The following is a 22,181-nucleotide window of genomic DNA, read 5'->3' as shown; positions in this document are numbered from 1 at the left end:
ACCGTGGCTGCACATCTTGCCAGGGAAGCGCTATGCCATTGCGAGCCATCGCCTACGTCAGCCAGGCGCTTCCGGATCTTTCCGCAGATCGCCTGAAGGCGCTGGTGGACGACGCCGCCCGTTTCAACAAGCTGGCTGGCGTGACCGGGGTGCTGCTGCATGATGGCGGGCGCTTCCTGCAGTACATCGAAGGGCCGCCGGATGGCATTGATTCGGTGTATGAGCGCATCCTGCAGGCCGGCAGCCATGTCGACATCGTCGAGCTGGCGCGCAGCAGGCTTGGCCAGCGCCAGTTTCCCTATTGGGCGATGCGTGTCCTGCAGGTGGAGGCGTCCATGCTGCATGGACTCACGGTGGGCGACTGGGCCGGATTCAGCCGTGCGCTGCAGGGCGACCGCGCGGCGCCGACGGCGGTGGACCTGCTCGCCGACATCGTGCAGCCGGCGCTCCACGCCGGCTGAGTCGCGGCAGGGGCGCCGGGCTTCACCGCTGTCTCACCCTGCATGCGCTGAGATTGGATCTCCAGGGCATGGAAGGGGGCAACATGGTACGGATGAAGCACACAGGGGCCGCGCTGCTGGTCGCGGCCCTGGCAGGCGCTGCAATGCCTGCCTTGGCCTGCACACGTGCGGTCTATCTGGGTGACAACGGCGATGTGATCACGGCGCGGTCGATGGACTGGAAGGTCGATGTGGCGACCAACCTGTACGTGTTGCCGCGCGGAATTGCACGGACCGGCGAGGCCGGGCCGAAGTCGTTGGCATGGACTGCACGGTACGGCAGCGTGGTGGCCACCGGCTACGACGTGTCGACCACCGATGGCATGAACGAGAAGGGGCTGGTCGCCAATCTGCTATGGCTGGTGGAATCGGAGTATCCGCAGCAGCGCGGCAGCAAGCCCGGCCTGGCCATTTCATTGTGGGCGCAGTACGTGCTGGATAATTTCGCGACGGTTGCAGAGGCCGTGGCGGCGCTGCAGCGCGAGCCGTACTCCATCGTCACCGACAAGGTGCCCGGCGAGGACCGGCAGGCGACCCTGCATCTCTCTCTGTCCGATGCCAGCGGCGACAGCGCGATCGTGGAATACATCGGTGGCCGTCAGGTCATCCATCATGATCGCCGCTACCAGGTGATGACGAATTCGCCCATCTTCGAGCATCAGCTTGCGCTCAACAGCTACTGGCAGCAGATCGGCGGCACGGTGATGCTGCCGGGTACCAACCGATCGGCCGACCGTTTTGCACGCGCGTCGTTCTACATCAATGCGATTCCCAAGGCGGAAGACCCCGTGGTGGCACTGGCCAGTGTGTTCAGTGTGATCCGCAATGTCTCGGTGCCGTACGGAATCACCACGCCGGGCGAGCCCAATATCTCGTCCACGCGCTGGCGCACCGTGGCCGACCACAAGCGACGCCTGTACTTCTTCGAGTCCGCGATGACGCCGAATACGTTCTGGGTGGACCTCAACAGGATCGACTTCGGTGGCAAGGTGCTCAAGCTGGACCTGGGCAAGGACCAGCGCAACACCTTCTCCGGCGATGCGCTGGAGCATTTCGTTCCCAGCGCACCGTTCACCTTCCTCGGTGTCGGGAGCTAGTTCGACGCCTGGGTCGCGGCCGGGTAGACCGCCTGGATCTGGCAGCTGCCGCGGGTGTACAGCGGCAGCGGCCCCAGGCCGCGCTCGTCGCCGGGCTCGAACTCGGCACTGAGGATGCGATCGCCGGGATTGCCGCAGATCAGGCCGTTCTGCAGCCCGGACTGGAAGCTGACCTGTGGCGCGCGGTCCAGCTGGCGGCAACTGCCGCCCAGTTCGACGCGGTAGTAGCGGTGGCCGCCATTGCGGCGTGGATTGGTCTCCACCAGCAGCCCCTGCTGATCGGAGGACCAGGCACGGACGTTGCGGGTTGCGAAACAGTAGGCGGGCGATCCGCCGAAGCTGCGGCGCTGCTCGCGCCGCTCGCTGATGGTCACCGCAGGCAGGGTCGCGGTGCTCAGGCGGTCACTGTCACGGGCGACAGTGGCGTAGTCGCGGTTCTGCACTGGACTGACCGCGCTGACCGCGCAGCTGTGCCCGTCCACGACAACGCGTTCGCTGGGGCGGCCGCAGGCCCAGCCTGCCGGCGCTTCCAGCTTCAGGGAGGTGGCCGCACGCACGTTCGGGCAGTCTTCGCTGAAGTCGATCCGGTAGGCCTGGCCGGAAGCGGCACGGACGGCGATCGAGCGCGGCGAGGCCTGCTCCACCTCCTGCACGCCCACGGCATCGAGGCAGTGCGGTGCCGGCGCCCGGCGTTCCTGCCCGCTGGCGGTGACGGAAAGGGACAGGCCGATGCTCGCGGCCAGAGCCAGGGAAACCTGTCGATATGCCATGACCTGCACTCCTTGCTGGATAGACGGCCCGACTATAGCAGTCAATTGCACCGCCGGTGTCAGGCGCGCAGACTTGCCGAATGGGCGCCATTTTCCACCTCCGGCACTATGGCCAGGCCACCGGCCTGGATCGCCACGACTACGCGCAATGGGTGCTGCCACTGCAGGGCGAGCTGCAGTTCGAGCTGGAAGGGCGGGGCGGCCGGCTGGACCTTCTGCAGGGCGCATTCGTGGCCGCCGGCGAGGCGCATGACCAGATGGCGGAGGGTCCGAACGGTTTCGTGATCGTTGATTGCGGTCCGGATGTTCTGGACGACGACACGCAGGAGCACCTGTGCAGGCAGCGGTGGCTGCATCTGCCGCTGGCCCTTCGCCAGGGGCTGGCCGAGGTGCGGCAGGGGCAGCCGCTGCCGTTGCTGCTGCCTGCCTTGCTGAGGGTGTTTGCACCGGCAGGCAGTGGCGCGCGCATGCAGGGGCTGTGCACGGCGGTACAGGCCGACCCGGGGCAGCCCTGGCCGGTCGCGCGCATGGCGGCATTCGTCGGCGTCAGCGAAAGCCGGCTGCATGCGTTGTTCCAGCGCGAATTCGGCTTGAGTCCGCAGGCCTGGGTCAGTGCCTGCCGCCTGCGCTGGGCCAAGCACCAGCTGCGGACCAGTGCGCTGCCGATCAGCGAGATTGCGCTGGCCGCGGGGTATTCCGAACAGAGCGCATTGACCCGCGCGCTGCGCCGGGAAAGCGGCGTTACCCCTGCGGCCTGGCGGCGGGGCGGCCTCTGATCCATGGCGCTGCGGGAACGCAGCCGAGTGCGTCCGGCCCTGCCGGGACAGCAATAGCCTGGGTCAAGAGAGGTCGTCCGGTGGGCGGCTACACTGCGCGGCCTCTTCTCCCCCGAAGAATCCGCAATGCGCAACAATCCGATGGTCCTGGGCATCGCCAATGGCGTAGCCGCGGGCGCGCTGTGGGGCGTGGTGTTCCTGGCGCCTGCCGTGCTGCACACGTTCAACGCCCTGCAGCTGTCTGCCGGCCGTTATCTGGTCTATGGCCTCATCGCCGTGATCCTGCTGCTGCCGCGCTGGAGGCGGCTGGCACCGAGGCTGGGGCGCGCGGAATGGTACGGCCTGCTGTGGCTGAGCCTGGCGGGCAACCTGGTGTACTTCCTGCTGCTGGCCACGGCCGTGCAGTGGGCCGGTGGCGCTGCGGCCTCGCTGATCGTCGGCCTGATTCCGGTCGTGGTGACCCTGGTGGGCGTGCGCGAGCAGGGGGCGGTGCCCCTGAAGCAGCTGTTGCCGGCTCTGGCGCTGTGCGTGCTTGGCGTGACCCTGGTGGGGTGGGAGGCGCTGATGTCCGAACACCTGGCGACGCCCTGGCGGCAGCGCCTGATCGGCCTGCTGTGTGCCTTCGGCGCACTGTTCTCGTGGGCGTTGTACTCGATCGGCAACAGCCGCTGGCTGGCGCGGCGCCCGGATCTGTCCAGCCATGACTGGTCGTTGCTGACGGGGGTCACCACCGGCGGACTGTCCCTGCTGCTGGTACCGCTGGCCTTCGCCGGGTCTGCCGGCAGCCACGCGACCGCACAATGGGGTGCATTCTGGGCCATCAGCGCAGGTGTCGCGGTCGTGGCGTCGATCGTGGGCAACGCATTCTGGAACCGTGCCAGCCGTCTTCTGCCGCTGACTTTGACCGGGCAGATGATCGTGTTCGAAACCCTGTTCGCGCTGCTGTACGCATTTGCCTGGCAGCAGCGCTGGCCAACCGTGCTGGAGGCATTGGCGATCGTGTTCCTGGTGGCGGGAGTGATGCTGTGCGCGCACGCTCACCGCGCGCCACGCGCGATCGCCGAACATGCCGGCTGAATGGCCATCTCAGAGTCGACGATCGCTGCTTTGTCTCAGTTGCAACCAAATGACGGCACGTTGGCAGATGATCGGCGCAGGGAGTTTTTGCGCTGCAGCACTTGACAGCAGCGGGCTGAACAGTGTTTTCTGTCCGTCATGGTCCTTGATGCCGCCACCGCCAGTCTGATTGCACCCGCTATCGCGGGGCGTCCGACTGCACCGGCCGCCATCACCACCATTACCACCACCACCACCGACACCACTGCCCTGGTGCGGCCCGTCGTCTTCGTGTAACTCCCGAAAACCACGGCCCCGCACCATCCAGGTGGCGGGGAAACTCGACACCTGCATGCGACGGGGCCTCCTGCCGAGGTCTGCATGTCTTCCCACGTTCTCCCCCCTTCTGTTGCCCCGGCCGAGCTGGCCGCGCCGTCCACGGTCGTGCACAAGTTCGGCGGCACTTCGGTGGCCGACGCCGAGCGCTACCGCCATGTCGGCGGCCTGCTGCGGGCCCGCCCCGAATCGCAGCAGGTCACCGTTGTCTCGGCCATGAAGGGCGTCACCGATGCGTTGATTGAACTGGCCCAGCTGGCGGCGCAGGGAGACGAGGGGTGGCGCGAGGCCTGGCATGCGTTGCGTGCCCGCCATCGTGGGGCCGCGGTGGCCCTGCTCGGCGAACAGGTGGGCGACACCGTGGAGTGGATCGACGCGCGTTTCGAGCAGCTGTCCGAAGTGCTGGCCGCGCTGACCGTGATCGGTGAGCTGCCGCGTGAAGTGCTCGACCGCGTGCAGGGCCTGGGCGAGGTGTTCTCCGCGCAGCTGCTCGGTACGTACCTGCGCGCATGTGGCGAGGACTGCGCCGTCCTTGATGCACGCGACGTGCTCGTGGTCGGCCACGGCGAGCTGGGCGTGGATGTGGACTGGGAAGCCAGTGCCGACCGTCTGGCCAAGTGGCGCCTGCAGCATCCGCAGACGCGCGTGGTCGCCACCGGGTTCGTCGCCCGGGACCGCAACGACCGCATCACCACCCTCGGCCGCAACGGCAGTGACTACTCCGGCGCGATCTTCGCCGCGCTGTTCAATGCCGACGAGCTGCACATCTGGACCGATGTCGATGGTGTGTTGTCGGCCGACCCGCGCCTGGTGCCGGAGGCGGTGCAGCTGGAGTCGCTGAGCTACGACGAAGCCTGTGAGCTGGCGTACTTCGGCGCGAAAGTGGTGCACCCGCAGACGATGTCGCCGGCGATCCGGCTCGGGCTGCCGATCTTCATCCGCAACACCTTCCAGCCGGCCCATCCGGGTACGCGCATCAGCGCCGAGCGCTCGCCGCGCGGACCGGTGAAGGGGCTCACGCTGAGTTCCGACCTGGCCCTGCTGAATCTCGAGGGGACTGGCCTGATCGGCGTGCCTGGCACCGCCGAGCGCGTATTCGCAGCGTTGCGCCAGGCGCAGGTGTCGGTGGTGATGATCTCGCAGGGTTCTTCGGAGCACTCGATCTGCTGCGTGGTGCGGGCTGCCGAAGCGGGCCGTGGCCGCGGGGCGTTGCTGCAGGCCTTTGCCCATGAACTGTCGGTCGGCCAGGTGCAGCGCGTGCAGGTCCACGAAGGGGTCAGCGTGCTGGCGGCGGTGGGCGATGGCATGGCGGGCCAGCCCGGTGTGGCTGCGCGCCTGTTCGAGGCGCTCGGCCGGGCGCAGGTCAACATCCTGGCGATCGCCCAGGGTTCCTCCGAGCGCAACATCTCGGTGGCGGTGGACAGCGCCGACGCGACGCGCGCGCTGCGCGCCGCCCACGCCGGATTCTGGTTGTCGCCGCAGACGTTCGCGGTGGGCGTGATCGGGCCGGGCAACGTCGGTGCCGCGCTGCTGGATCAGTTGCTGGCGGCGCGCCCGCAGCTGCTGGCCAAGGCCAATGTCGATCTGCGCCTGCGTGCACTGGCATCGCGTTCGCGGATGCGGCTGGAGGCCGATGGTCTGCATGCCGACTGGCGGCAGGCGCTGCAGGCGGGCGGTGAGGCCAGCGATCTCGACCGCTTCACCGAGCACCTGCTGGCCGCGCACCTGCCGCATGCGGTGGTGATCGACTGCAGTGGCAGCAGCGAGGTCGCCGAGCGCTATGCCGATTGGCTGGCCGCGGGCATCCATGTGGTCACCCCGAACAAACAGGCAGGCGCCGGCCCGCTGTCGCGCTACCAGCGGATCCGTGCGGCGGCGGCTGCCAGCGGCGCGCGCTTCCGCTATGAGGCGACGGTGGGCGCCGGCCTGCCGGTGATCACCACGCTGCGCGACCTGGTCGATACCGGCGACGAGGTGCTGGCCATCGAAGGCATTTTCTCGGGCACGCTGGCCTGGCTGTTCAACCGCTTCGACGGCAGCCAGCCGTTCTCCTCGCTGGTGGCGCAGGCGCGTTCGATGGGCTACACCGAGCCGGATCCCCGCGATGACCTGTCGGGCGTGGATGTCGCGCGCAAGCTGGTGATCCTGGCGCGCGAGGCCGGCCACGCACTCAGTCTTGAACAGGTGCAGGTGGAAAGCCTGGTGCCGGCGCTGCTTCGCGAAGGCAGCGTCGAGGACTTCATGGCCCGCCTGGGCGAGTCTGATGCATCACTGCAGCAACGCCTGCAGGACGCGCGCGAGCGCGGCGCAGTGCTGCGCTATGTGGCCAGGCTTGACGCGGACGGCGCGTCGGTGGGTCTGCACGAGCTGCCGGCGGCACACGCGTTCGCCAACCTGCGCCTGACCGACAACGTGGTGCAGTTCCGCACCCGCCGCTACTGTGAGAATCCGCTGGTGGTGCAGGGGCCCGGCGCGGGACCGGAGGTCACGGCTGCAGGCGTGTTTGCCGACCTGCTGCGGGTGGCGGCCGGTGAAGGGGCGCGCCTGTGATCGCACGTGCATTCGCACCGGCATCAGTGGCCAATGTGGCAGTGGGGTTCGACATTCTGGGCCATGCCATCGCCGGTATCGGCGACACGGTCAGCGTGCGCCGCATCGATGAGCCTGTGGTGCGTATCGCGGCGATCCGTGGCAGTGCGGTCAAGCTTCCACTGGAGGCAGCGGGCAACACGGCTGGCGCGGCACTGCTGTCACTGCGCGAGGGCCTGGGCCTGGGCTACGGGTTCGAGCTGGAGATCGACAAGGGCATTCCGTTCGGCTCCGGCATGGGTGGCTCAGCAGCATCCTGCGTCGCGGCACTGGTTGCAGCCAACGCGCTGCTGGATGCGCCGCTGCCACGCGCCGCCCTGTATCCGCACGCGCTCGACGGCGAAGCGGTGGCCAGCGGCGGTCGCCATGGCGACAACGTCGGACCCTTGCTGGCGGGCGGGCTGGCGCTGTGCACCGCCGACAGGGTGGTGCCGGTGCCGGTGCCTGCGTGCTGGCACAGCCTGCTGGTGCATCCGCATGCCGTGCTGGAAACGCGCAGGGCACGGCAGGCGCTGCAGGGCAGTTATGAGCTGCGCGAGTTTGTCGCCCAGAGCGCGAATCTGGCCCTGGTCCTCAGCGGCTGCCATCGCGGCGATGCCACGCTGGTGCGCGCCGGCTTGCGCGATGTGCTGATCGAGCCACGACGTGCCGGCCTGATCGCGGGATTCGAGGCAGCGCGTGACGCCGCGCTGTCGGCGGGCGCGATGGGCGCGGGTATATCCGGTGCCGGTCCCAGTGTGTTTGCCTGGTTCGAGGACGCGATGCAGGCGCAGGCTGCCGCAGGGCAGGTTCGGGCGGCATTTGCGGCTGCCGGCTTCGACAGTGACGCCTGGGTCTCGCCGTTGGACGCGGCGGGAGCACGACTGTGCTGACTTCTTTCCTCTCATTGGATACCGATCCCATGCAATTCGTTTCCACCCGCGGCCAGTCGCCGGCCGTCGGCCTGAGTGCCGCCATCGCCGCCGGCCTCGCCCCCGATGGGGGGCTGTATGTGCCCAGCGCCTTGCCTGCGCCGCATCATGTGCAGCAGGGCGAGACCCTCGCCGAAACCGCCGCCGATCTGCTGGCACCCTTCTTCGACGGCGACGCGCTGCAGGAGGCGCTGCCTTCGATCTGCCGTGAGGCGTTCGATTTTCCGGTGCCGTTGCGTCCGCTTGGCGGTGGCGACTACGTCCTCGAGCTGTTCCATGGTCCCACTGCGGCCTTCAAGGACATCGGCGCACGTTTCCTGGCAGGCGCGCTGTCGAGGCTGCAGGCGGGCAAGGGACGCGACCTGACGATCGTCGTTGCCACGTCCGGTGATACCGGTGCCGCCGTGGCGGCGGCCTTCCATCGCCAACCGGGCGTGCGCGTGGTGGTGCTGTATCCGGATGGCCGGGTATCGCCGCGCCAGGCGCACCAGCTCGGCTGCTTCGGCGACAACATCCAGGCGCTGCGCGTGGCGGGTTCGTTCGACGACTGCCAGGCCATGGTCAAGCAGGCGCTGGCCGATCGGGCGTTGCAGGCGGACGTGCCGCTGAGTTCGGCCAACAGCATCAGCCTGGGGCGTCTTCTGCCACAGATGAGCTACTACGCGCATGCGGCACTGGCCCATCATGGGCAGCATCGGCGCCGGCTAAACCTGGTGGTGCCGACCGGCAACCTGGGCAACGCGATGGCTGCGGTGCTGGCACGCACTCTGGGGGTTCCCATCGGCCAGATCGTGCTGGCCACCAATGCCAATGATGTACTGCCGAAGTACTTCGAGGGTGGCGCGTATCAGCCGCAGCCCAGTGTCGCCACGGTCGCCAATGCGATGGATGTGGGCGCGCCGAGCAACTTCGAGCGCCTGCGCTGGCTGTACGACGGCGACGATGCTGAACTGCGCGCAGCGTTCCGTGCTTTCGCGGTGGATGATGTGACCATCCGCGCCACCATCGCCAGTGCGCACGCCAGCAGGGGCGAGCTGTTCTGCCCGCATACCGCTACGGCAGTGAAGGTGCTGCAGGACCTCCGCGCGGGCGGGGCGAAGGGCGACTGGGCGGTGGTGGCAACCGCGCACCCGGCCAAGTTCGAAGCGGTGGTGGAGCCATTGATCGGCGAAGCGGTGCCGGTGCCGCCGGCGCTGGCGGCGCTGCTGCAGCGTCCCGCCCATGCGGAACCGCTGGCTGCCGACTATGCGGCGCTGCGCGAGGTGCTGCGACGTTGACCCACAGGTGCCGCGCAAGGCGCGGTGTCGTCTGAAGCAAGGGGCAGGGTGGGGCGCCCGGTACCACCGGGCGCAGGTCGCGGCGCGACGCTCAAGCCTGGACGTCGCCCGCCAGCTGGCGCAGCCCGTCCTCGTCGAGGATCTCCACGACGTTCAGATGCGGCAGCGCGATCAGCGCCTGCTGACGCAGCTTGGTGAAGGTGCGGCTGACTGTCTCCATGGTCAGGCCGAGGTGGTCGGCGATGTCGCCGCGCCCCATCGGCAGCGAGACGCGCAGGCCGTCGCCGCCCAGTCGCGCCTCGCGCGCGGCCAGGCGCAGCAGGAAGTCAGCCAGCTTTTCCGCAGGCTGCAGCCGCGCCAGGGCGAGGGCCGCATCCTGCGCAGCGTCCAGCTCCTGGCAGGCGCGTTGCAGCAGCTTGCGCTCCAGGTGCGGATAACGCCCGCGCAGCGCCTTCATCTGCGGCAGCGCGACGCGGCAGACCCGGCTGTCAGCGATCGCCTCGATGTCGTAGCGGTGATGGTCGCTGCCGCTCAGGCCCAGGTAGTCGCCCGGCAGCACGAAGCCATTGATCTGGCGGCGGCCGTCGGCCAGCGTCCGCACCAGGCGCAGTGCGCCGGCGGTCAATGTATAGACATGCTGGCGCTCTTCGCCGGTGCGGGCGAGGGTGCTGCCCATCGTCACCGCCTGCGAGACGGTCACCTGTTCAAGTGCCTGCACTTCGTCAGGAGACAGCGCCGAACACACCGCCAGGTGGCGGACCGAGCAGTGCAGGCAGTCCAGCGTGGAGCAGGACTGCCCGGCGGTGTCGTTGTTGGCGGACGGGGCGCCGGAAGGCCGGGACATGGTGCGTGGGCGTATCGCGGGCGGGGAGGGCCTTATGATACTTCAAGCGGCTGTTCGACCCTGCGTCAGGCGGCCGCGCGCTCCAGGGCGCTAGAATGTCGCCCCCTCCCACGTCCCGTTCCAGCAGGAGTTGCTCCCGTGATCAAGCCCCGTACCCCGCCCGGCACCCTTGAGCTGCTGCCGCGCGAGCAGATTGCGTTCCAGCGCATGCTGGACGTCATCCGCCGCAACTACGAGCGCTTCGGGTTCCTGCCGGTGGAGACGCCGGTGTTCGAGCTGTCCGATGTGCTGCTGACCAAGTCCGGTGGCGAGACCGAGCGCCAGGTGTACTTCGTGCAGTCCACCGGTGCGCTGGCCAATGCCGCCGAGTCGGGTGACCGCTCGCTTCCGGAAATGGCCCTGCGCTTCGACCTGACCGTGCCGCTGGCGCGCTATGTGGCTGAGCATGAGCACGAACTGACATTCCCGTTCCGGCGCTACCAGATGCAGCGGGTGTACCGTGGTGAGCGTGCCCAGCGCGGCCGTTTCCGCGAGTTCTACCAGTGCGACATCGACGTGATCGGCAAGGACAGCCTGAGCGTGCGGTACGACGCCGAAGTGCTGGCGGTGATCCACGCGGTGTTCTCGGAGCTGCGCATCGGAGACTTCAGCATCCAGTTGAACAACCGCAAGCTGATGCGTGGCTTCTTCGAAAGCCTGGGCGTGGCCGAGGGCGAGCGCCAGCTGGCGGTGCTGCGTGAAGTGGACAAGCTGGACAAGCGGGGCGCCGACTACGTGCGCGAGACGCTGGTGGGCGACGGGTTCGGCATTCCGGCCGGACAGGTCGAGAAGATCCTGGCATTCGTGGCCGTGCGTTCGCAGGGGCATGCCGATGCGCTGGCCCAGCTTTCGGCGCTGGAGGACGCTGCGGGGTCCTCGGAAACGCTGCGTGCCGGCGTGGCAGAGCTGCGCGAAGTGCTGCAGCTGGTGCAGGCGCTGGGTGTGCCGGAGAGTGCCTACTGCCTCAACTTCTCCATCGCCCGTGGCCTGGATTACTACACCGGCACCGTCTATGAGACCACGCTGACCGACCACCCGCAGATCGGTTCGATCTGCTCCGGCGGCCGCTATGAAGACCTGGCCAGCCACTACAGCAAGTCGAAGCTGCCCGGCGTCGGCATTTCGATCGGCCTGTCGCGCCTGTTCTGGCAGCTGCGTGAGGCGGGCCTGATCGACGGAATCGAGGCCAGCAGCGTGCAGGCGCTGGTGGCGCTGATGGACGAGCAGGGCATGGCGCAGTCACTGGATATCGCCCGCCGCCTGCGGGCCGGTGGCATCAACACCGAAGTGCAGATGGAGCCGAAGAAGATCGGCAAGCAGTTCCAGTACGCGGCCAAGGCGGGCATCCGCTTCGTGGCGCTCGCCGGCGAGGACGAACTGGCGCGCGGGGTGGTGGCGGTGAAGGATCTGCTCCGCGAGCAGCAGTTCGAGGTATCCCGCGAGGAGCTGGCCAGCACCCTGCAGGTGGAACTGGAACAGTCGAAGGTGATGGTGTGAACTGACATTGCCGTGCCGCCGCTCTCCCGGTGGGGCGGCGCTGACCTGGATGACGCCCGCCTCTGGCGGGCGTTTTTCGTTTCCGGAACCTGAATGCTCGGGTGGAGGCGGTGGGGTGGTTTGACGCACTGCGCAAGAATGCGCTAATGTGCTAGCGCGCTATTACATTGATGCAAGAGATCCGCCCCGTGAAAGCCCGCCCCGACATCGCCGCCAAAGACCCCCAGGCCGATCTGGAAGCCCTGGCCCAGGCGTTCGCGGCCCTGCATGAGCCGGAGCAGGTCATGGCTTTCCTGCGTGACCTGTGTACTCCGGCCGAGCTGGAGGCCATGGCCGACCGCTGGAAAGTGGTGCCGCTGCTGCAGCAGGGGGTGCCATACCGCGAGATCCACGAGCGCACCGGGGTCAGCGTGACCACCACCGGACGGGTGGCGCGCTCGCTCGAGCATGGCCATCGAGGCTATGCCGCTGCCATCGACCGTCTGGCCTCGCGCTGATCCGCGCCCCGTACCGAACTTCGAGACCTTCCCATGAGTGCAACCCAGGCAGCCCCGGCACGAGACCGGCTGCGTATCGCCATCCAGAAGAGCGGGCGGCTTGCCGAGCCCGCCCGCAACCTGCTCAGTGCCTGCGGCCTGAGCTGGCGCGAAAGCCGTGACAAGCTGTTCTGCTACGGAGAATCGTTGCCGGTGGACCTGCTGCTGGTGCGCGACGACGACATTCCTGGCCTGATTGCCGACGGTGTCTGCGACCTGGGCATCGTCGGTCGCAACGAACTGGACGAGCAGGCCGCCGCGCGTCGCCAGATCGGCCTGCCGGATGCCTATCAGGCCCTGCGGGGGCTGGGTTTCGGCCAGTGCCGGCTGATGCTGGCGGTGCCGGAGGACTGGCAATGGCAGGGGCCGGCGCAGCTGGCCGGCATGCGGATCGCCACCAGCTATCCCGCCATCCTCAAGGCATGGCTGGTTGAGCAGGGCGTGGACGCGCAGGTGGTGGAGCTGTCCGGTTCGGTTGAGATCGCCCCACGGCTGGGCACGGCCGACCTGATCTGCGATCTGGTGTCGAGTGGTGCCACCCTGCGTGCCAACCAGCTTGTGCCGGTGCACAACCTGCTGGACAGCGAGGCGGTGCTGGCCGGTGCGGTGCGCGTGCCCGATGACGCTCGAGCGGGCCTGCGCGCCATGCTGCTGCGCCGTCTCGATGGCGTGGTACAGAAGCAGGACCGCAAGCTGCTGATGTTCCGCGCCAGCGAAGACCGTGTTGATGCCCTGGCCCAGCTGCTGGCCGATGCCGGGCCGCTGGAGCGCCTGCCGGCTGACGGCGGCACGCTGCGGCTGCAGACCATGTGCCCCGGACCACTGAGCTGGCAGCGCATGGAAGAGCTTGAGCGTGCGGGCGCGCAGGGCCTGATGGTGTTGAGCGTGGAGCGGTCGCTGGCATGAATCGTCTGATCTGGTCGCAACTTGATGAGGCTGCGCGCAGCGCGGCACTGACCCGCCCGGTGCAGGCCGTGGCCCAGCAGACGCGCGATGCGGTCGCGACCCTGATCGCGCAGGTGCGCGCGCAGGGCGACGAGGCGCTGCGTGTGATCACCGCACGCTTTGACGGTGTGCAACTGCCGTCTTTCGAAGTGTCTGACGCCGAATTCGCGACTGCCGAAGCGGCGGTGCCAGGCGATCTGCGCCAGGCCATGGTGGAAGCGGCCGGGCGCATCGCGCGCTTCCACAGCGCAGGCATGGGCCAGGGCTATGCGGTGGAGACCGCGCCGGGCGTGGTCTGTGAACGCATGCTGCGGCCGATCGGCCGGGTCGGCTTGTATGTGCCGGCCGGCAGCGCACCGTTGCCATCCACGGCGTTGATGCTGGGCGTGCCGGCGCAGCTGGCCGGGTGCCCGCAGGTAGTGCTGTGCACACCCCCGCGCGCCGATGGCAGCGCCGATCCGGCGGTGCTGGTGGCTGCCCGGCTGACCGGCGTGCAACGCGTTTTCAAGCTGGGCGGCGCGCAGGCGATCGCTGCGATGGCCTATGGCACCGCCAGCGTTCCGGCCTGCGACAAACTGTTCGGGCCCGGCAACAGCTTCGTCACCGAAGCCAAGCAGCAGGTCGCGCAGAACGGTGCAGCGGCGATCGACATGCCTGCAGGGCCGTCGGAAGTTCTGGTGATTGCCGATGCCGGTGCCAATCCGGCGTTTGTGGCTGCCGATCTGCTGTCGCAGGCCGAACACGGCCCCGATTCGCAGGTGCTGCTGCTGACCGATGATGCCGCGATGCTGGCCGCGGTCGAGGCCGAAGTGGAACGCCAGGTCGCGCTGCTGCCGCGGCAGGATATCGCCCGCCAGGCGCTTTCGGCGTCGCGCCTGATCCTGGTCGACACGCTGGCCGATGCCTTCGCGATCAGCAACCGCTACGCCCCTGAGCACCTGATCCTGGCCCTGCGCGAACCACGCGGCTGGCTTGATCGGGTGCAGGCTGCAGGCTCGGTGTTCCTGGGTGATTACACCCCCGAGGCATTGGGCGACTACTGCAGTGGTACCAACCATGTGCTGCCCACCGCAGGCGCCGCACGTGCGTACAGTGGTGTCAGCGTGGCCAGCTTCCAGAACTTCATCAGCGTGCAGAGTGCCAGCGCCGCCGGGTTGGCGGCGATCGGCGGCTGCGCGCGCACCCTTGCCAGCGCCGAAGGGCTGGACGCGCACGAGCGCGCCGTTGCCCTGCGCATGGAGGTGGCTGCATGAATGCCGGGATCGACGAGGTACTGGCGCTGGTGCGCACCGACCTGCAGGCCTTTGCAGGTTACAGCTCGGCGCGCAGTGCGGCAGTGCAGGGCGATGTCTGGCTGAACGCCAACGAATCGGCCTGGGCCAACCCCGCGGACGCCGAGGGCCGCAGCCGGCGCTATCCAGAGCCCCAGCCACAGGCGTTGCGCGATGGACTGGCTTCGCTGTACGGCGTGCAGCCGCAACAGGTGCTGGTCGGGCGTGGCAGCGATGAAGCCATCGACCTGCTGGTGCGTGCGCTGTGCGTGCCGGGGCGCGATGGTGTGCTGGTCACGCCGCCGGTGTTCGGTATGTATGCAGTCTGTGCACGGCTGCAGGGCGCGCCCCTGATCGAAGTGCCCCTGGTCGATGCCGCCGACGGCCTGCACGCCGACCTGGATGCGGTGATCGAATCGGCCAGAGCACGCAATGCGAAGCTGGTGTTTCTGTGCGCGCCCTCCAATCCGGCCGGCAGCGATATCGCCCTGGCCGACATCGAGCGTGTGGCCGAAGCCTTGCGCGGTCGGGCGCTGGTCGTGGTCGATGAAGCCTATGTCGAGTACGCGCAGCGTCCTTCGGCGACCTCCCTGCTTGCCACGCACGCCAATGTGGCAGTGCTGCGTACGCTTTCAAAGGCCCATGCGCTGGCGGCCGCACGGATCGGAACGTTGATCGCCGCAGCGGAACTGATCGCGGTGCTGCGTCGCTGCCAGGCACCGTATCCGGTGCCGACGCCGTGCGCGGAACTGGCGGTGCAGGCGCTGCAGCCGGCGGCGCTGGCACGCACACGCGAGCGCGTGGCCACCGTGATCGCCGAACGCGAGCGCCTGCGCACTGCGCTGCAGGGCCTGCCTGGCGTACGCCAGGTCCATGCGTCCGCAGGCAACTACCTGCTGGTGCGCTTTGCCGATGCCCAGGGCGCGTTCGATGCGTTGCTGGCGGCCGGCGTGGTGGTGCGCGACCAGCGTGCAGCCCCGCAGCTGGAGGATGCGCTGCGGATCAGCATCGGCAGCCCCGAAGAGAATGACCGCGTGCTTGCGTCCCTGTCGGCCCGGAGGGCCGTTGCATGACCCCGATCCTGTTCATCGACCGCGACGGTACCCTCATCGAGGAACCTTCCGACTTCCAGATCGACGCCTACGAGAAGCTGCGCTTCGTGCCGCAGGTGATTCCGGCACTGCTGAAGCTGCGTGATGCAGGCTACCAGTTCGTCATCGTCACCAACCAGGATGGCCTCGGCAGCGAGGGCTATCCGCGCGCCAGCTTCGATGGACCGAACGATCTGATGCTGCAGATCTTCGAAAGCCAGGGCATCGTGTTTCGTGATGTGCTGATCGACTGCAGCTGGCCACAGGACAATGCCCCGACCCGCAAGCCCGGCATCGGCCTGATGACGGCCTACCTGCAGGACCGCAGCATCGATTGGGCACGCTCGGCGATGGTCGGCGACCGCATCACCGACCTGCAGTTCGCCGACAACCTCAACATCCGTGGCTTCCAGTTGCGCACGGAGCAGTTCGGCGGTGACTGGGACTGGCCGGGCATCGCCCACGCACTGGCCGATGCGCCGCGCACGGCGGTGGTCCAGCGCAACACGAAGGAAACGAAGATACGCGTCGAGCTGGATCTGGATCGCGCCGGTGACGCCAACATCCGCACCGGGTTGCCGTTCTTCGACCACATGCTGGAACAGATCGGCAAGCACGGTGGTTTTGCGCTGGACATCCGCGCCGAGGGCGACCTCCACATCGACGAGCATCACACCATCGAGGACACAGGGCTGGCGCTGGGCCAGGCGCTGCGCGAAGCCTTGGGTGACAAGCGCGGCATCGGCCGCTACGGGTTCACCCTGCCGATGGACGAGACCCTGGCCAGCGCAGCGCTGGACTTCAGTGGCCGGCCCTATTTCGTCTTCGAGGGCGAGTTCAAGCGCGAGCGCGTGGGCGACATGCCGACCGAACTGGTGCCGCATTTCTTCCGCTCGCTGTGCGATGCAGGTGGACTGAATCTCAATCTGCAGGTGCGTGGCGACAATGACCACCACAAGGTGGAGGCCTGTTTCAAGGCGCTGGCCCGCGCGCTGCGCCCGGCGCTGGCGCGCCAGGGTACGGCGCTGCCCTCGACCAAGGGGGCCCTGTGAGCGAAGTCGCGCTGATCGATGCCGGCGGTGCCAATCTGGGTTCCGTACGCTATGCGTTGGAACGGCTGGGCGCCAGTGTGCGCCTGGTACGCGACGCAGAGGGGCTGGCGGGCGCACGGCGGGTGATCCTGCCCGGCGTCGGTGCGGCAGGGCCGGGCATGCAGCGTCTGCATGCGCAGGGACTGGTGGAGCCATTGCGACGGATCGAGGTGCCGTTGATGGGCATCTGCCTGGGCATGCAGCTGCTGTTCGAGCGCTCGGAAGAAGCCGGCGTGGAAGCGCTCGGCCTGATTCCCGGGGTGGTGCGCAAGCTGGTGCCGGCGTGCGGCATCCGCGTGCCGCACATGGGCTGGAACCGCCTGCTGCCACTGCGGTCCTCGCTGCTGCTGCGCGATGTGCCTGATCGCGCAAGCGCTTACTTCGTGCACAGCTACGCAGCGCCGTTGAACAGCCATACGGTGGCCGCCTGCGATCACGGCGGCCTGTTCACTGCCGTGGTGGAGCAGGGGCGCTACTTCGGTGCGCAGTTCCATCCCGAACGCTCCGGCGATACCGGATCGCTGATGTTGCGCAACTTCCTCGAGGGCACCGCTGCATGAGTTTCACCGTCTACCCCGCACTGGATATCCGCGAAGGCCGTGTGGTGCGGCTGCGGCAGGGCGATTACGCGCAGGAAACGCACTACGGCGACGATCCCCTGCCGCGCGCGCAGGCATTCGCCGCGCAGGGCGCGCGTTGGATGCACCTGGTCGATCTGGACGCAGCGCGTGCCGGTGGCTACACGCTGGCCCCGCTGCTGGCGGCGGTTCGCACGCAGACGACGTTGCAGGTGCAGACCGGCGGCGGTGTGCGTGGGCGTGATGATGTGGCGCGCATTCTCGATGCGGGCGCGAGCCGGGTGGTGGTAGGGTCGCTGGCAGTGCGCAGGCCCGATGAAGTGGTCGGCTGGCTGCAGGCGTTCGGTGCCGATCACATCACCATCGCGCTGGATGCACGCCAGGACCCTCAGGGCCAGTGGCAGCTGCCGGTGCATGGCTGGACCGAGAACGCGGGCGTGACCCTGGATGACCTTGCGCTGCGGTATGCACGGGCGGGCATGCGCCACCTGTTGTGTACCGATATCGCCCGCGACGGCATGCTGGCCGGGCCGAACATCGGCCTGTACCAGCACCTGGTGTCGCTGCTGCCGGGCGTGCAGGTGCAGGCCTCCGGTGGCATCCGCGATGTGGCCGACGTGGCCGATGCGCGTGCTGCCGGCTGTGGCGGCGCCATCCTTGGCAAGGCGCTGCTGGAACAGCGCATGGACCTGGCGGAGGCGCTGGCATGCTGAGTCGCCGCATCATTCCCTGCCTGGACGTGCGCGAAGGACGGGTGGTCAAGGGGGTGCGCTTCCGTGACCACGTGGACATGGGGGATATCGCCGAGCTGGCGCAGCGTTACCGCGACCAGGGGGCCGATGAGCTGGTGTTCTACGACATCGGCGCCAGCCCCGAGGCGCGTTCGGTCGATGTGGCCTGGGTCGAGCGCATCGCACGGCTGATCGATATCCCGTTCTGCGTAGCCGGTGGCATCGACAGCGTGGAAACCGCACGGCGGGTGCTGTTTGCCGGTGCCGACAAGATCTCGATCAATTCGCCGGCACTGGGCCGTCCCGCACTGATCGACGAGCTGGCTGCCGAGTTCGGCGTGCAGTGCGTGGTGGTCGGCGTCGACTCGGTGCGCGAGGCCGATGGCGAATGGCGGGTGCGCCGCTTCAGCGGCGACCCGGACAAGACCCGAGCGGTACCCATACGGACGCTGGATTGGATCGTCGAGGCACAGCGCCGCGGCGCAGGCGAGATCGTGCTGAACTGCATGGACAGCGATGGGGTGCGCCGCGGCTACGATGTGGCCCAGCTGCAGCAGGCGCGTGCGTTGTGCCAGGTGCCGCTGATCGCGTCGGGCGGTGCGGGCACGATGGAGCATTTCGCCGAGGCCTTCGACCGCGCCGACGTGGATGGTGCGCTGGCCGCCAGCGTGTTCCACAGCGGCGCCATCGCCATTGCAGACCTGAAGCGCTACCTGCGCGAACAGCAGATCGAGGTACGGGATGTCTATTGAGGTGCGACCGTCGCTGGAGGCCCTGCAGGGGCTGGACTGGAGCAAGGGGGACGGCCTGCTGCCCGCGGTGGTGCAGGACGCCGATACCCTGCAGGTGCTGATGCTGGGTTACGTCAGCGCGGAGTCGCTGGCCGCGACGCTTGCCGTCGGGCACATGACCTTCTACAGCCGCAGCAGGCAGCGCCTGTGGACCAAGGGCGAGCAGTCCGGCAACGTGCTGGCGGTGCAGTCCATCAGCGTGGACTGCGATGCCGATACGCTGCTGGTGCTGGCCCGCCCGGCAGGACCGACCTGCCACACCGGTGCGGAGAGCTGCTTCGACCAGGCGCCGAAGGATTTCCTGGGCGGGCTGGGGCAACTGGTGGCCACGCGTGAAGCACAGCGTCCACCCGGCAGTTACACCACCCGCCTGTTCGAGGACGGCATCCGCCGTATCGCGCAGAAGGTGGGCGAGGAGGGCGTGGAAACCGCTCTGGCCGCAGTCGCACAGGATGACGCGGCGCTGCTGGGCGAGGCTTCGGACCTGCTGTACCACCTGCTGGTGCTGCTGCGCGCACGCGGCCTGTCGCTTGACGACGCGCGGCGGGTGCTGGAAACGCGCCATCGTTGATGGCTGCATGTGGCCTGCGGTCCGCACGCGCTTTCGGCGCCGGCGCCGGCCCGGCTGCATCCGCGCGGCAGACAGCCATGGCTCCGCTCTACAATAGGCAGTCCTCTTCTTTGCCGGATTGCCCATGAAATCGCCCGCTGCGTGGCTGTGCTGCCTGTTGCTGACCTCGCCGGCCTGGGCTGCGGATGCGGTTGTCAGCGGCAAGGTCTACCTGGAACGCGACGGCAGGCCCGGCCGTGGTGCGACCGACCCGGGCCTGGCCGGGGTGCAGGTGTCCAACGGCGAGCGCATCGTGAAGACCGCAGCCGATGGCAGCTACAGCCTGCCCGTGCGCGAGGGCCAGACGGTGTTCGTGATCAAGCCGGATGCGTACGCGTTCCCGAAGGCGAGCGACGGGCTGCCGTCGTTCTGGCGTCATTTCCAGCCCAACGGCTCGCCTGCACTGAAGTACGGTGGCATCGCCGCAACCGGCGATGCCACCCGCAACTGGGACTTCGCGCTGCAGACGGATCGTCATGACAACCGGCGTGGTTTCCAGATGCTGGTGTTCACTGATTCACAGACCGCAAGCCTCAAGGACATCGGCTACTACCAGCAGTCCATCGTGGCGCCGCTGGTCGGCCAGACCCGGGCGCGGCTCGGCACGACGCTCGGCGATATCGTCAATGATGACCTGACGCTGTATCCGGCCATCAACAAGGTCACCACGCAGCTGGGCGTGCCGTGGTTCCATGTGCCGGGCAACCACGATCTCGATTTCGATGCCGCCGTCGACGAGCATTCGCTGGACAGCTGGCGCAACGTCTACGGCCCGGACACGTACGCCGTGGAGGAGGGCGGTGCCAGCTTCGTGTTCCTCGACGATGTGGTGTATGACCCGAAGGCGAGGCCGAGCTATGTCGGTGGCCTGCGCGAGGATCAGTTCGCGTTCCTTGCCGCCTACCTCAAGGGTCTTCATCGCGACCGCCTGCTGGTGCTGGGCATGCACATTCCGCTGTTCGATGCGGCGCCGGGTCGCGAGAGCTTCCGGCACGCCGACCGGCAGCGCCTGTTCGACCTGCTGAAGGACTTCCGCAACGTGCTGGTCCTGAGCGGCCACAGCCACACCCAGCAGCATGTCTACCATGGCAAGGCCGAGGGCTGGCACGGCGAAAAGCCCCTGCACGAGTACAACGTCGGTGCCAACTGCGGTGCGTTCTGGTCCGGTGTGAAGGATGCTGCCGGCGTGCCGGACAGCACCATGAGCGACGGCACGCCAAAGGGCTACGCGTTGCTGGATGTGGCTGGCAACGGCAGCTATCGCCTGCAGTATCGCGTGGCCGGCGCGCCAGCCAGCGAACAGATCGGCCTGCATGCGCCGAAGGTGCTGCGCCAGGGCGCGTATCCGGCGTGGGGCGTTTACGCCAACGTGTACATGGGTGAGGACGCGAGCGTGGTCGAGTACCGCGTGGACGGTGGGGCATGGCAGCCGATGAAGCAGGTCCGCCAGCCCGACCCGCGGCTGCTGGTGGAGAATGCGGCGGACGACCTGTCCAGCGTGCTGCGCGGTTACGATCGCTCGCCGGAAGCCACCGCTTCGCCGCATCTGTGGCGCGGCGCGCTGCCCACCCACCTGGCCGTGGGCGACCACAGGATCGACGTGCGTTCGACCCAGCCGGATGGTGCGGTATTCACCGCCACCACCCGTTATAGTCTGCAGACCGCAGAGCCCTGATCCGCAGGTGCCGCTGCGCGCTGCGTCCCGGCTGCCGGCGCTGCGCCGCGCTAGGCAAAGCGACCCTGATGCCTGAGAATCGGTGCGATTCAATCGATTCAAGCAGGCCAGAGTGACCATCGCAGCAGTGCCCCCGGTTTCCACCGACTCCTCCCGCGGCGGTCTTCCGCGAAGCCTGGTCGTCGCCGATGTCGGCGGTACCTTTGCCCGCCTGGCGCTGGCTGAAACGCTGCCGGGACAGGCGCCACGGCTGGGCAGTCATCGCACCTACGCGTGTGCCGATCATTCCAGCCTGGCGGCGATTCTGGCCGACTTCACCCGGAGCCTCGCACTGCCGGTGCGGTCGGCGGTGGTCGCCATCGCCGGCCTGCTCGATGGCGATGTGCTGATCAACGCCAATCTGCCGTGGACGGTGTCGTTGTCCGCCACCCGCGCACAGTCCGGTCTGGACGATCTGCAGCTGATCAATGATTTCGAGGCGGTGGCACTGGCCATTCCCTACCTGCAGGCCGACACCCTGGTTCCATTGAACGGCGATGCCGACCCGGCGAAGGCGTTTCCGGCGCTGGTGCTGGGGGCCGGTACCGGTCTGGGCGCGGCGCTGCGCTTCGCCGATGGCGGGCGTCCGGTGCTGCCCAGCGAGATCGGCCACGCTGCCCTGGGGGCCGGCAACGCGCTGGAGCTGGAGGTGCTGGGCAGGCTGCTGCAGCGGTGGCCACATGTGGACAACGAGCGTGTGCTGTCCGGCAGCGGTCTGATGAATCTGTATCCGTGCCTGTGCGAGCTGCGTGGCGTCACTCCGGTGTGGTCCAGCACCGAAGCGCTGATCGGCGCCGCACGCAGCGGCGAAGACGCACTTGCAGTGGAGACGCTGCAGGTGTTCTGCGCCTGGCTGGGCAGCCTGGCCGGCGATGCCGCCATCGCCGTGGGCGCCCGCTCGGTGTACCTGGCGGGCGGCATTTCCACCCACGTGCAGGATTTCCTCGCCGATGGCCGCTTCCGCGAGCGCTTCCTCAACAAGGGCGTGCTGGCAGAAGTGCTGCGGCAGGTGCCGGTATGGCGGGTCGAACACGGCCAACTGGGCGTGCTGGGCGCCGCCGTCTGGCATGCGGCGCGGTACCCCGTACACGATTGATCGGTGCTGCCGGCATCGGGCCGGCGACACGTTGC

General features: G+C 68.2%; 22 protein-coding genes. 19 read left to right on the top strand and 3 right to left on the bottom strand.

Features of this window, described 5'->3' with window-relative positions; all coding sequences use genetic code 11:
- The first annotated feature begins 32 nt into the window (after positions 1–32).
- Together AC06FB_RS10420 and AC06FB_RS10415 are read left to right on the top strand one after the other, a co-directional pair.
- A complete protein-coding gene (locus AC06FB_RS10420) occupies positions 33–461 on the top strand; it encodes a BLUF domain-containing protein (RefSeq protein WP_128988643.1) in 429 nt (142 codons plus the stop codon).
- A gap of 83 nt (positions 462–544) precedes the next feature.
- Complete coding sequence (locus tag AC06FB_RS10415; protein ID WP_053516740.1) at positions 545–1,597, top strand: linear amide C-N hydrolase; 1,053 nt, start codon at positions 545–547, stop codon at positions 1,595–1,597.
- Here the strand turns inward: AC06FB_RS10415 and AC06FB_RS10410 are convergent.
- On the bottom strand, positions 1,594–2,367 hold the full coding sequence (locus tag AC06FB_RS10410; protein ID WP_053516738.1) for a DUF6491 family protein: 774 nt from the start codon (positions 2,365–2,367) through the stop codon (positions 1,594–1,596). The genes AC06FB_RS10415 and AC06FB_RS10410 overlap by 4 nt on opposite strands.
- A gap of 80 nt (positions 2,368–2,447) precedes the next feature.
- On the opposite strand from AC06FB_RS10410, the gene AC06FB_RS10405 reads away from it, so the two are divergent.
- Positions 2,448–3,143 (top strand): helix-turn-helix transcriptional regulator, encoded by a 696-nt coding sequence (locus AC06FB_RS10405; RefSeq protein ID WP_262101317.1) that lies wholly within the window; start codon positions 2,448–2,450, stop codon positions 3,141–3,143.
- Positions 3,144–3,269: 126 nt separating this feature from the next.
- Entirely contained in the window at positions 3,270–4,220 is a 951-nt protein-coding gene (locus AC06FB_RS10400; RefSeq protein WP_262101318.1) for a DMT family transporter, read from the top strand.
- 9 nt (positions 4,221–4,229) lie between these two features.
- Here AC06FB_RS10400 and AC06FB_RS10395 read toward each other — a convergent pair whose 3' ends face one another.
- Positions 4,230–4,553: a hypothetical protein gene (locus tag AC06FB_RS10395; RefSeq protein ID WP_262101319.1), complete on the bottom strand. Its 324-nt coding sequence runs from the start codon at positions 4,551–4,553 to the stop codon at positions 4,230–4,232.
- Positions 4,554–4,580: 27 nt separating this feature from the next.
- Between AC06FB_RS10395 and thrA the strand changes: the two genes are divergently transcribed.
- Genes thrA through thrC form a run of 3 tightly spaced genes read left to right on the top strand, consistent with a single transcriptional unit; the run spans position 4,581 to position 9,312 of the window.
- A complete protein-coding gene (gene thrA / locus AC06FB_RS10390) occupies positions 4,581–7,085 on the top strand; it encodes a bifunctional aspartate kinase/homoserine dehydrogenase I (RefSeq protein WP_262101320.1) in 2,505 nt (834 codons plus the stop codon).
- Positions 7,082–7,996, top strand: a complete 915-nt coding sequence (locus AC06FB_RS10385) for a homoserine kinase (RefSeq protein ID WP_460256507.1) — start codon at positions 7,082–7,084, stop codon at positions 7,994–7,996. The genes thrA and AC06FB_RS10385 overlap by 4 nt, the downstream gene beginning before the upstream one ends.
- Before the next feature lie 29 nt (positions 7,997–8,025).
- Positions 8,026–9,312, top strand: a complete 1,287-nt coding sequence (gene thrC, locus AC06FB_RS10380) for a threonine synthase (RefSeq protein WP_460256508.1) — start codon at positions 8,026–8,028, stop codon at positions 9,310–9,312.
- Between the two features lie 91 nt (positions 9,313–9,403).
- On the opposite strand, the gene AC06FB_RS10375 is transcribed toward thrC, so the two are convergent.
- A complete protein-coding gene (locus tag AC06FB_RS10375) occupies positions 9,404–10,156 on the bottom strand; it encodes a Crp/Fnr family transcriptional regulator (RefSeq protein ID WP_262218450.1) in 753 nt (250 codons plus the stop codon).
- A gap of 138 nt (positions 10,157–10,294) precedes the next feature.
- On the opposite strand from AC06FB_RS10375, the gene hisS reads away from it, so the two are divergent.
- The 12 genes from hisS (at position 10,295) to AC06FB_RS10315 (ending at position 22,146) form a co-directional block, all read left to right on the top strand.
- Positions 10,295–11,692, top strand: a complete 1,398-nt coding sequence (hisS, locus tag AC06FB_RS10370; RefSeq protein ID WP_053516730.1) for a histidine--tRNA ligase — start codon at positions 10,295–10,297, stop codon at positions 11,690–11,692.
- A 188-nt stretch (positions 11,693–11,880) separates the two neighbouring features.
- The gene (locus AC06FB_RS10365; protein ID WP_053516770.1) at positions 11,881–12,189 is read left to right on the top strand and encodes a YerC/YecD family TrpR-related protein; all 309 of its coding nucleotides are present in this window, start codon (positions 11,881–11,883) and stop codon (positions 12,187–12,189) included.
- Between the two features lie 33 nt (positions 12,190–12,222).
- Complete coding sequence (gene hisG, locus AC06FB_RS10360; protein ID WP_053516728.1) at positions 12,223–13,134, top strand: ATP phosphoribosyltransferase; 912 nt, start codon at positions 12,223–12,225, stop codon at positions 13,132–13,134.
- Positions 13,131–14,426, top strand: a complete 1,296-nt coding sequence (gene hisD / locus AC06FB_RS10355) for a histidinol dehydrogenase (RefSeq protein WP_065175580.1) — start codon at positions 13,131–13,133, stop codon at positions 14,424–14,426. The genes hisG and hisD overlap by 4 nt, the downstream gene beginning before the upstream one ends.
- On the top strand, positions 14,423–15,517 hold the full coding sequence (gene hisC / locus AC06FB_RS10350) for a histidinol-phosphate transaminase (protein WP_461289656.1): 1,095 nt from the start codon (positions 14,423–14,425) through the stop codon (positions 15,515–15,517). The genes hisD and hisC overlap by 4 nt, the downstream gene beginning before the upstream one ends.
- Positions 15,514–16,587 (top strand): bifunctional histidinol-phosphatase/imidazoleglycerol-phosphate dehydratase HisB, encoded by a 1,074-nt coding sequence (gene hisB, locus AC06FB_RS10345; protein WP_053516725.1) that lies wholly within the window; start codon positions 15,514–15,516, stop codon positions 16,585–16,587. The genes hisC and hisB overlap by 4 nt, the downstream gene beginning before the upstream one ends.
- Positions 16,584–17,186, top strand: a complete 603-nt coding sequence (hisH, locus tag AC06FB_RS10340; protein WP_053516724.1) for an imidazole glycerol phosphate synthase subunit HisH — start codon at positions 16,584–16,586, stop codon at positions 17,184–17,186. The genes hisB and hisH overlap by 4 nt, the downstream gene beginning before the upstream one ends.
- Entirely contained in the window at positions 17,183–17,917 is a 735-nt protein-coding gene (gene hisA / locus AC06FB_RS10335; protein WP_053516723.1) for a 1-(5-phosphoribosyl)-5-[(5-phosphoribosylamino)methylideneamino]imidazole-4-carboxamide isomerase, read from the top strand. Before hisH ends, hisA begins: the two co-directional genes overlap by 4 nt.
- Positions 17,911–18,687, top strand: a complete 777-nt coding sequence (hisF, locus tag AC06FB_RS10330; RefSeq protein WP_053516721.1) for an imidazole glycerol phosphate synthase subunit HisF — start codon at positions 17,911–17,913, stop codon at positions 18,685–18,687. The genes hisA and hisF overlap by 7 nt, the downstream gene beginning before the upstream one ends.
- On the top strand, positions 18,677–19,297 hold the full coding sequence (gene hisIE, locus AC06FB_RS10325; protein ID WP_053516720.1) for a bifunctional phosphoribosyl-AMP cyclohydrolase/phosphoribosyl-ATP diphosphatase HisIE: 621 nt from the start codon (positions 18,677–18,679) through the stop codon (positions 19,295–19,297). Before hisF ends, hisIE begins: the two co-directional genes overlap by 11 nt.
- Before the next feature lie 124 nt (positions 19,298–19,421).
- Entirely contained in the window at positions 19,422–21,011 is a 1,590-nt protein-coding gene (locus AC06FB_RS10320; protein ID WP_253118761.1) for a calcineurin-like phosphoesterase C-terminal domain-containing protein, read from the top strand.
- A 112-nt stretch (positions 21,012–21,123) separates the two neighbouring features.
- Positions 21,124–22,146 (top strand): glucokinase, encoded by a 1,023-nt coding sequence (locus tag AC06FB_RS10315; RefSeq protein ID WP_478053652.1) that lies wholly within the window; start codon positions 21,124–21,126, stop codon positions 22,144–22,146.
- Positions 22,147–22,181 lie beyond the last annotated feature (35 nt).

The organism is Stenotrophomonas sp. Steno-C15 (genome assembly GCF_056393265.1).
The sequence above is the reverse complement of the archived record's forward strand: the minus strand, read 5'-3'. Positions and strand labels throughout refer to the sequence as shown.

Coding starts and splice junctions, on each gene's coding strand:
- AC06FB_RS10420 (WP_128988643.1), top strand. CDS start 33: ATGCCATTGCGAGCCATCGCCTACGTCAGCCAGGCGCTTCCGGATCTT.
- AC06FB_RS10415 (WP_053516740.1), top strand. CDS start 545: ATGGTACGGATGAAGCACACAGGGGCCGCGCTGCTGGTCGCGGCCCTG.
- AC06FB_RS10410 (WP_053516738.1), bottom strand. CDS start 2,367: ATGGCATATCGACAGGTTTCCCTGGCTCTGGCCGCGAGCATCGGCCTG.
- AC06FB_RS10405 (WP_262101317.1), top strand. CDS start 2,448: ATGGGCGCCATTTTCCACCTCCGGCACTATGGCCAGGCCACCGGCCTG.
- AC06FB_RS10400 (WP_262101318.1), top strand. CDS start 3,270: ATGCGCAACAATCCGATGGTCCTGGGCATCGCCAATGGCGTAGCCGCG.
- AC06FB_RS10395 (WP_262101319.1), bottom strand. CDS start 4,553: ATGCAGGTGTCGAGTTTCCCCGCCACCTGGATGGTGCGGGGCCGTGGT.
- thrA (WP_262101320.1), top strand. CDS start 4,581: ATGTCTTCCCACGTTCTCCCCCCTTCTGTTGCCCCGGCCGAGCTGGCC.
- thrC (WP_460256508.1), top strand. CDS start 8,026: ATGCAATTCGTTTCCACCCGCGGCCAGTCGCCGGCCGTCGGCCTGAGT.
- AC06FB_RS10375 (WP_262218450.1), bottom strand. CDS start 10,156: ATGTCCCGGCCTTCCGGCGCCCCGTCCGCCAACAACGACACCGCCGGG.
- hisG (WP_053516728.1), top strand. CDS start 12,223: ATGAGTGCAACCCAGGCAGCCCCGGCACGAGACCGGCTGCGTATCGCC.
- hisD (WP_065175580.1), top strand. CDS start 13,131: ATGAATCGTCTGATCTGGTCGCAACTTGATGAGGCTGCGCGCAGCGCG.
- hisC (WP_461289656.1), top strand. CDS start 14,423: ATGAATGCCGGGATCGACGAGGTACTGGCGCTGGTGCGCACCGACCTG.
- hisB (WP_053516725.1), top strand. CDS start 15,514: ATGACCCCGATCCTGTTCATCGACCGCGACGGTACCCTCATCGAGGAA.
- hisA (WP_053516723.1), top strand. CDS start 17,183: ATGAGTTTCACCGTCTACCCCGCACTGGATATCCGCGAAGGCCGTGTG.
- hisF (WP_053516721.1), top strand. CDS start 17,911: ATGCTGAGTCGCCGCATCATTCCCTGCCTGGACGTGCGCGAAGGACGG.
- hisIE (WP_053516720.1), top strand. CDS start 18,677: ATGTCTATTGAGGTGCGACCGTCGCTGGAGGCCCTGCAGGGGCTGGAC.
- AC06FB_RS10320 (WP_253118761.1), top strand. CDS start 19,422: ATGAAATCGCCCGCTGCGTGGCTGTGCTGCCTGTTGCTGACCTCGCCG.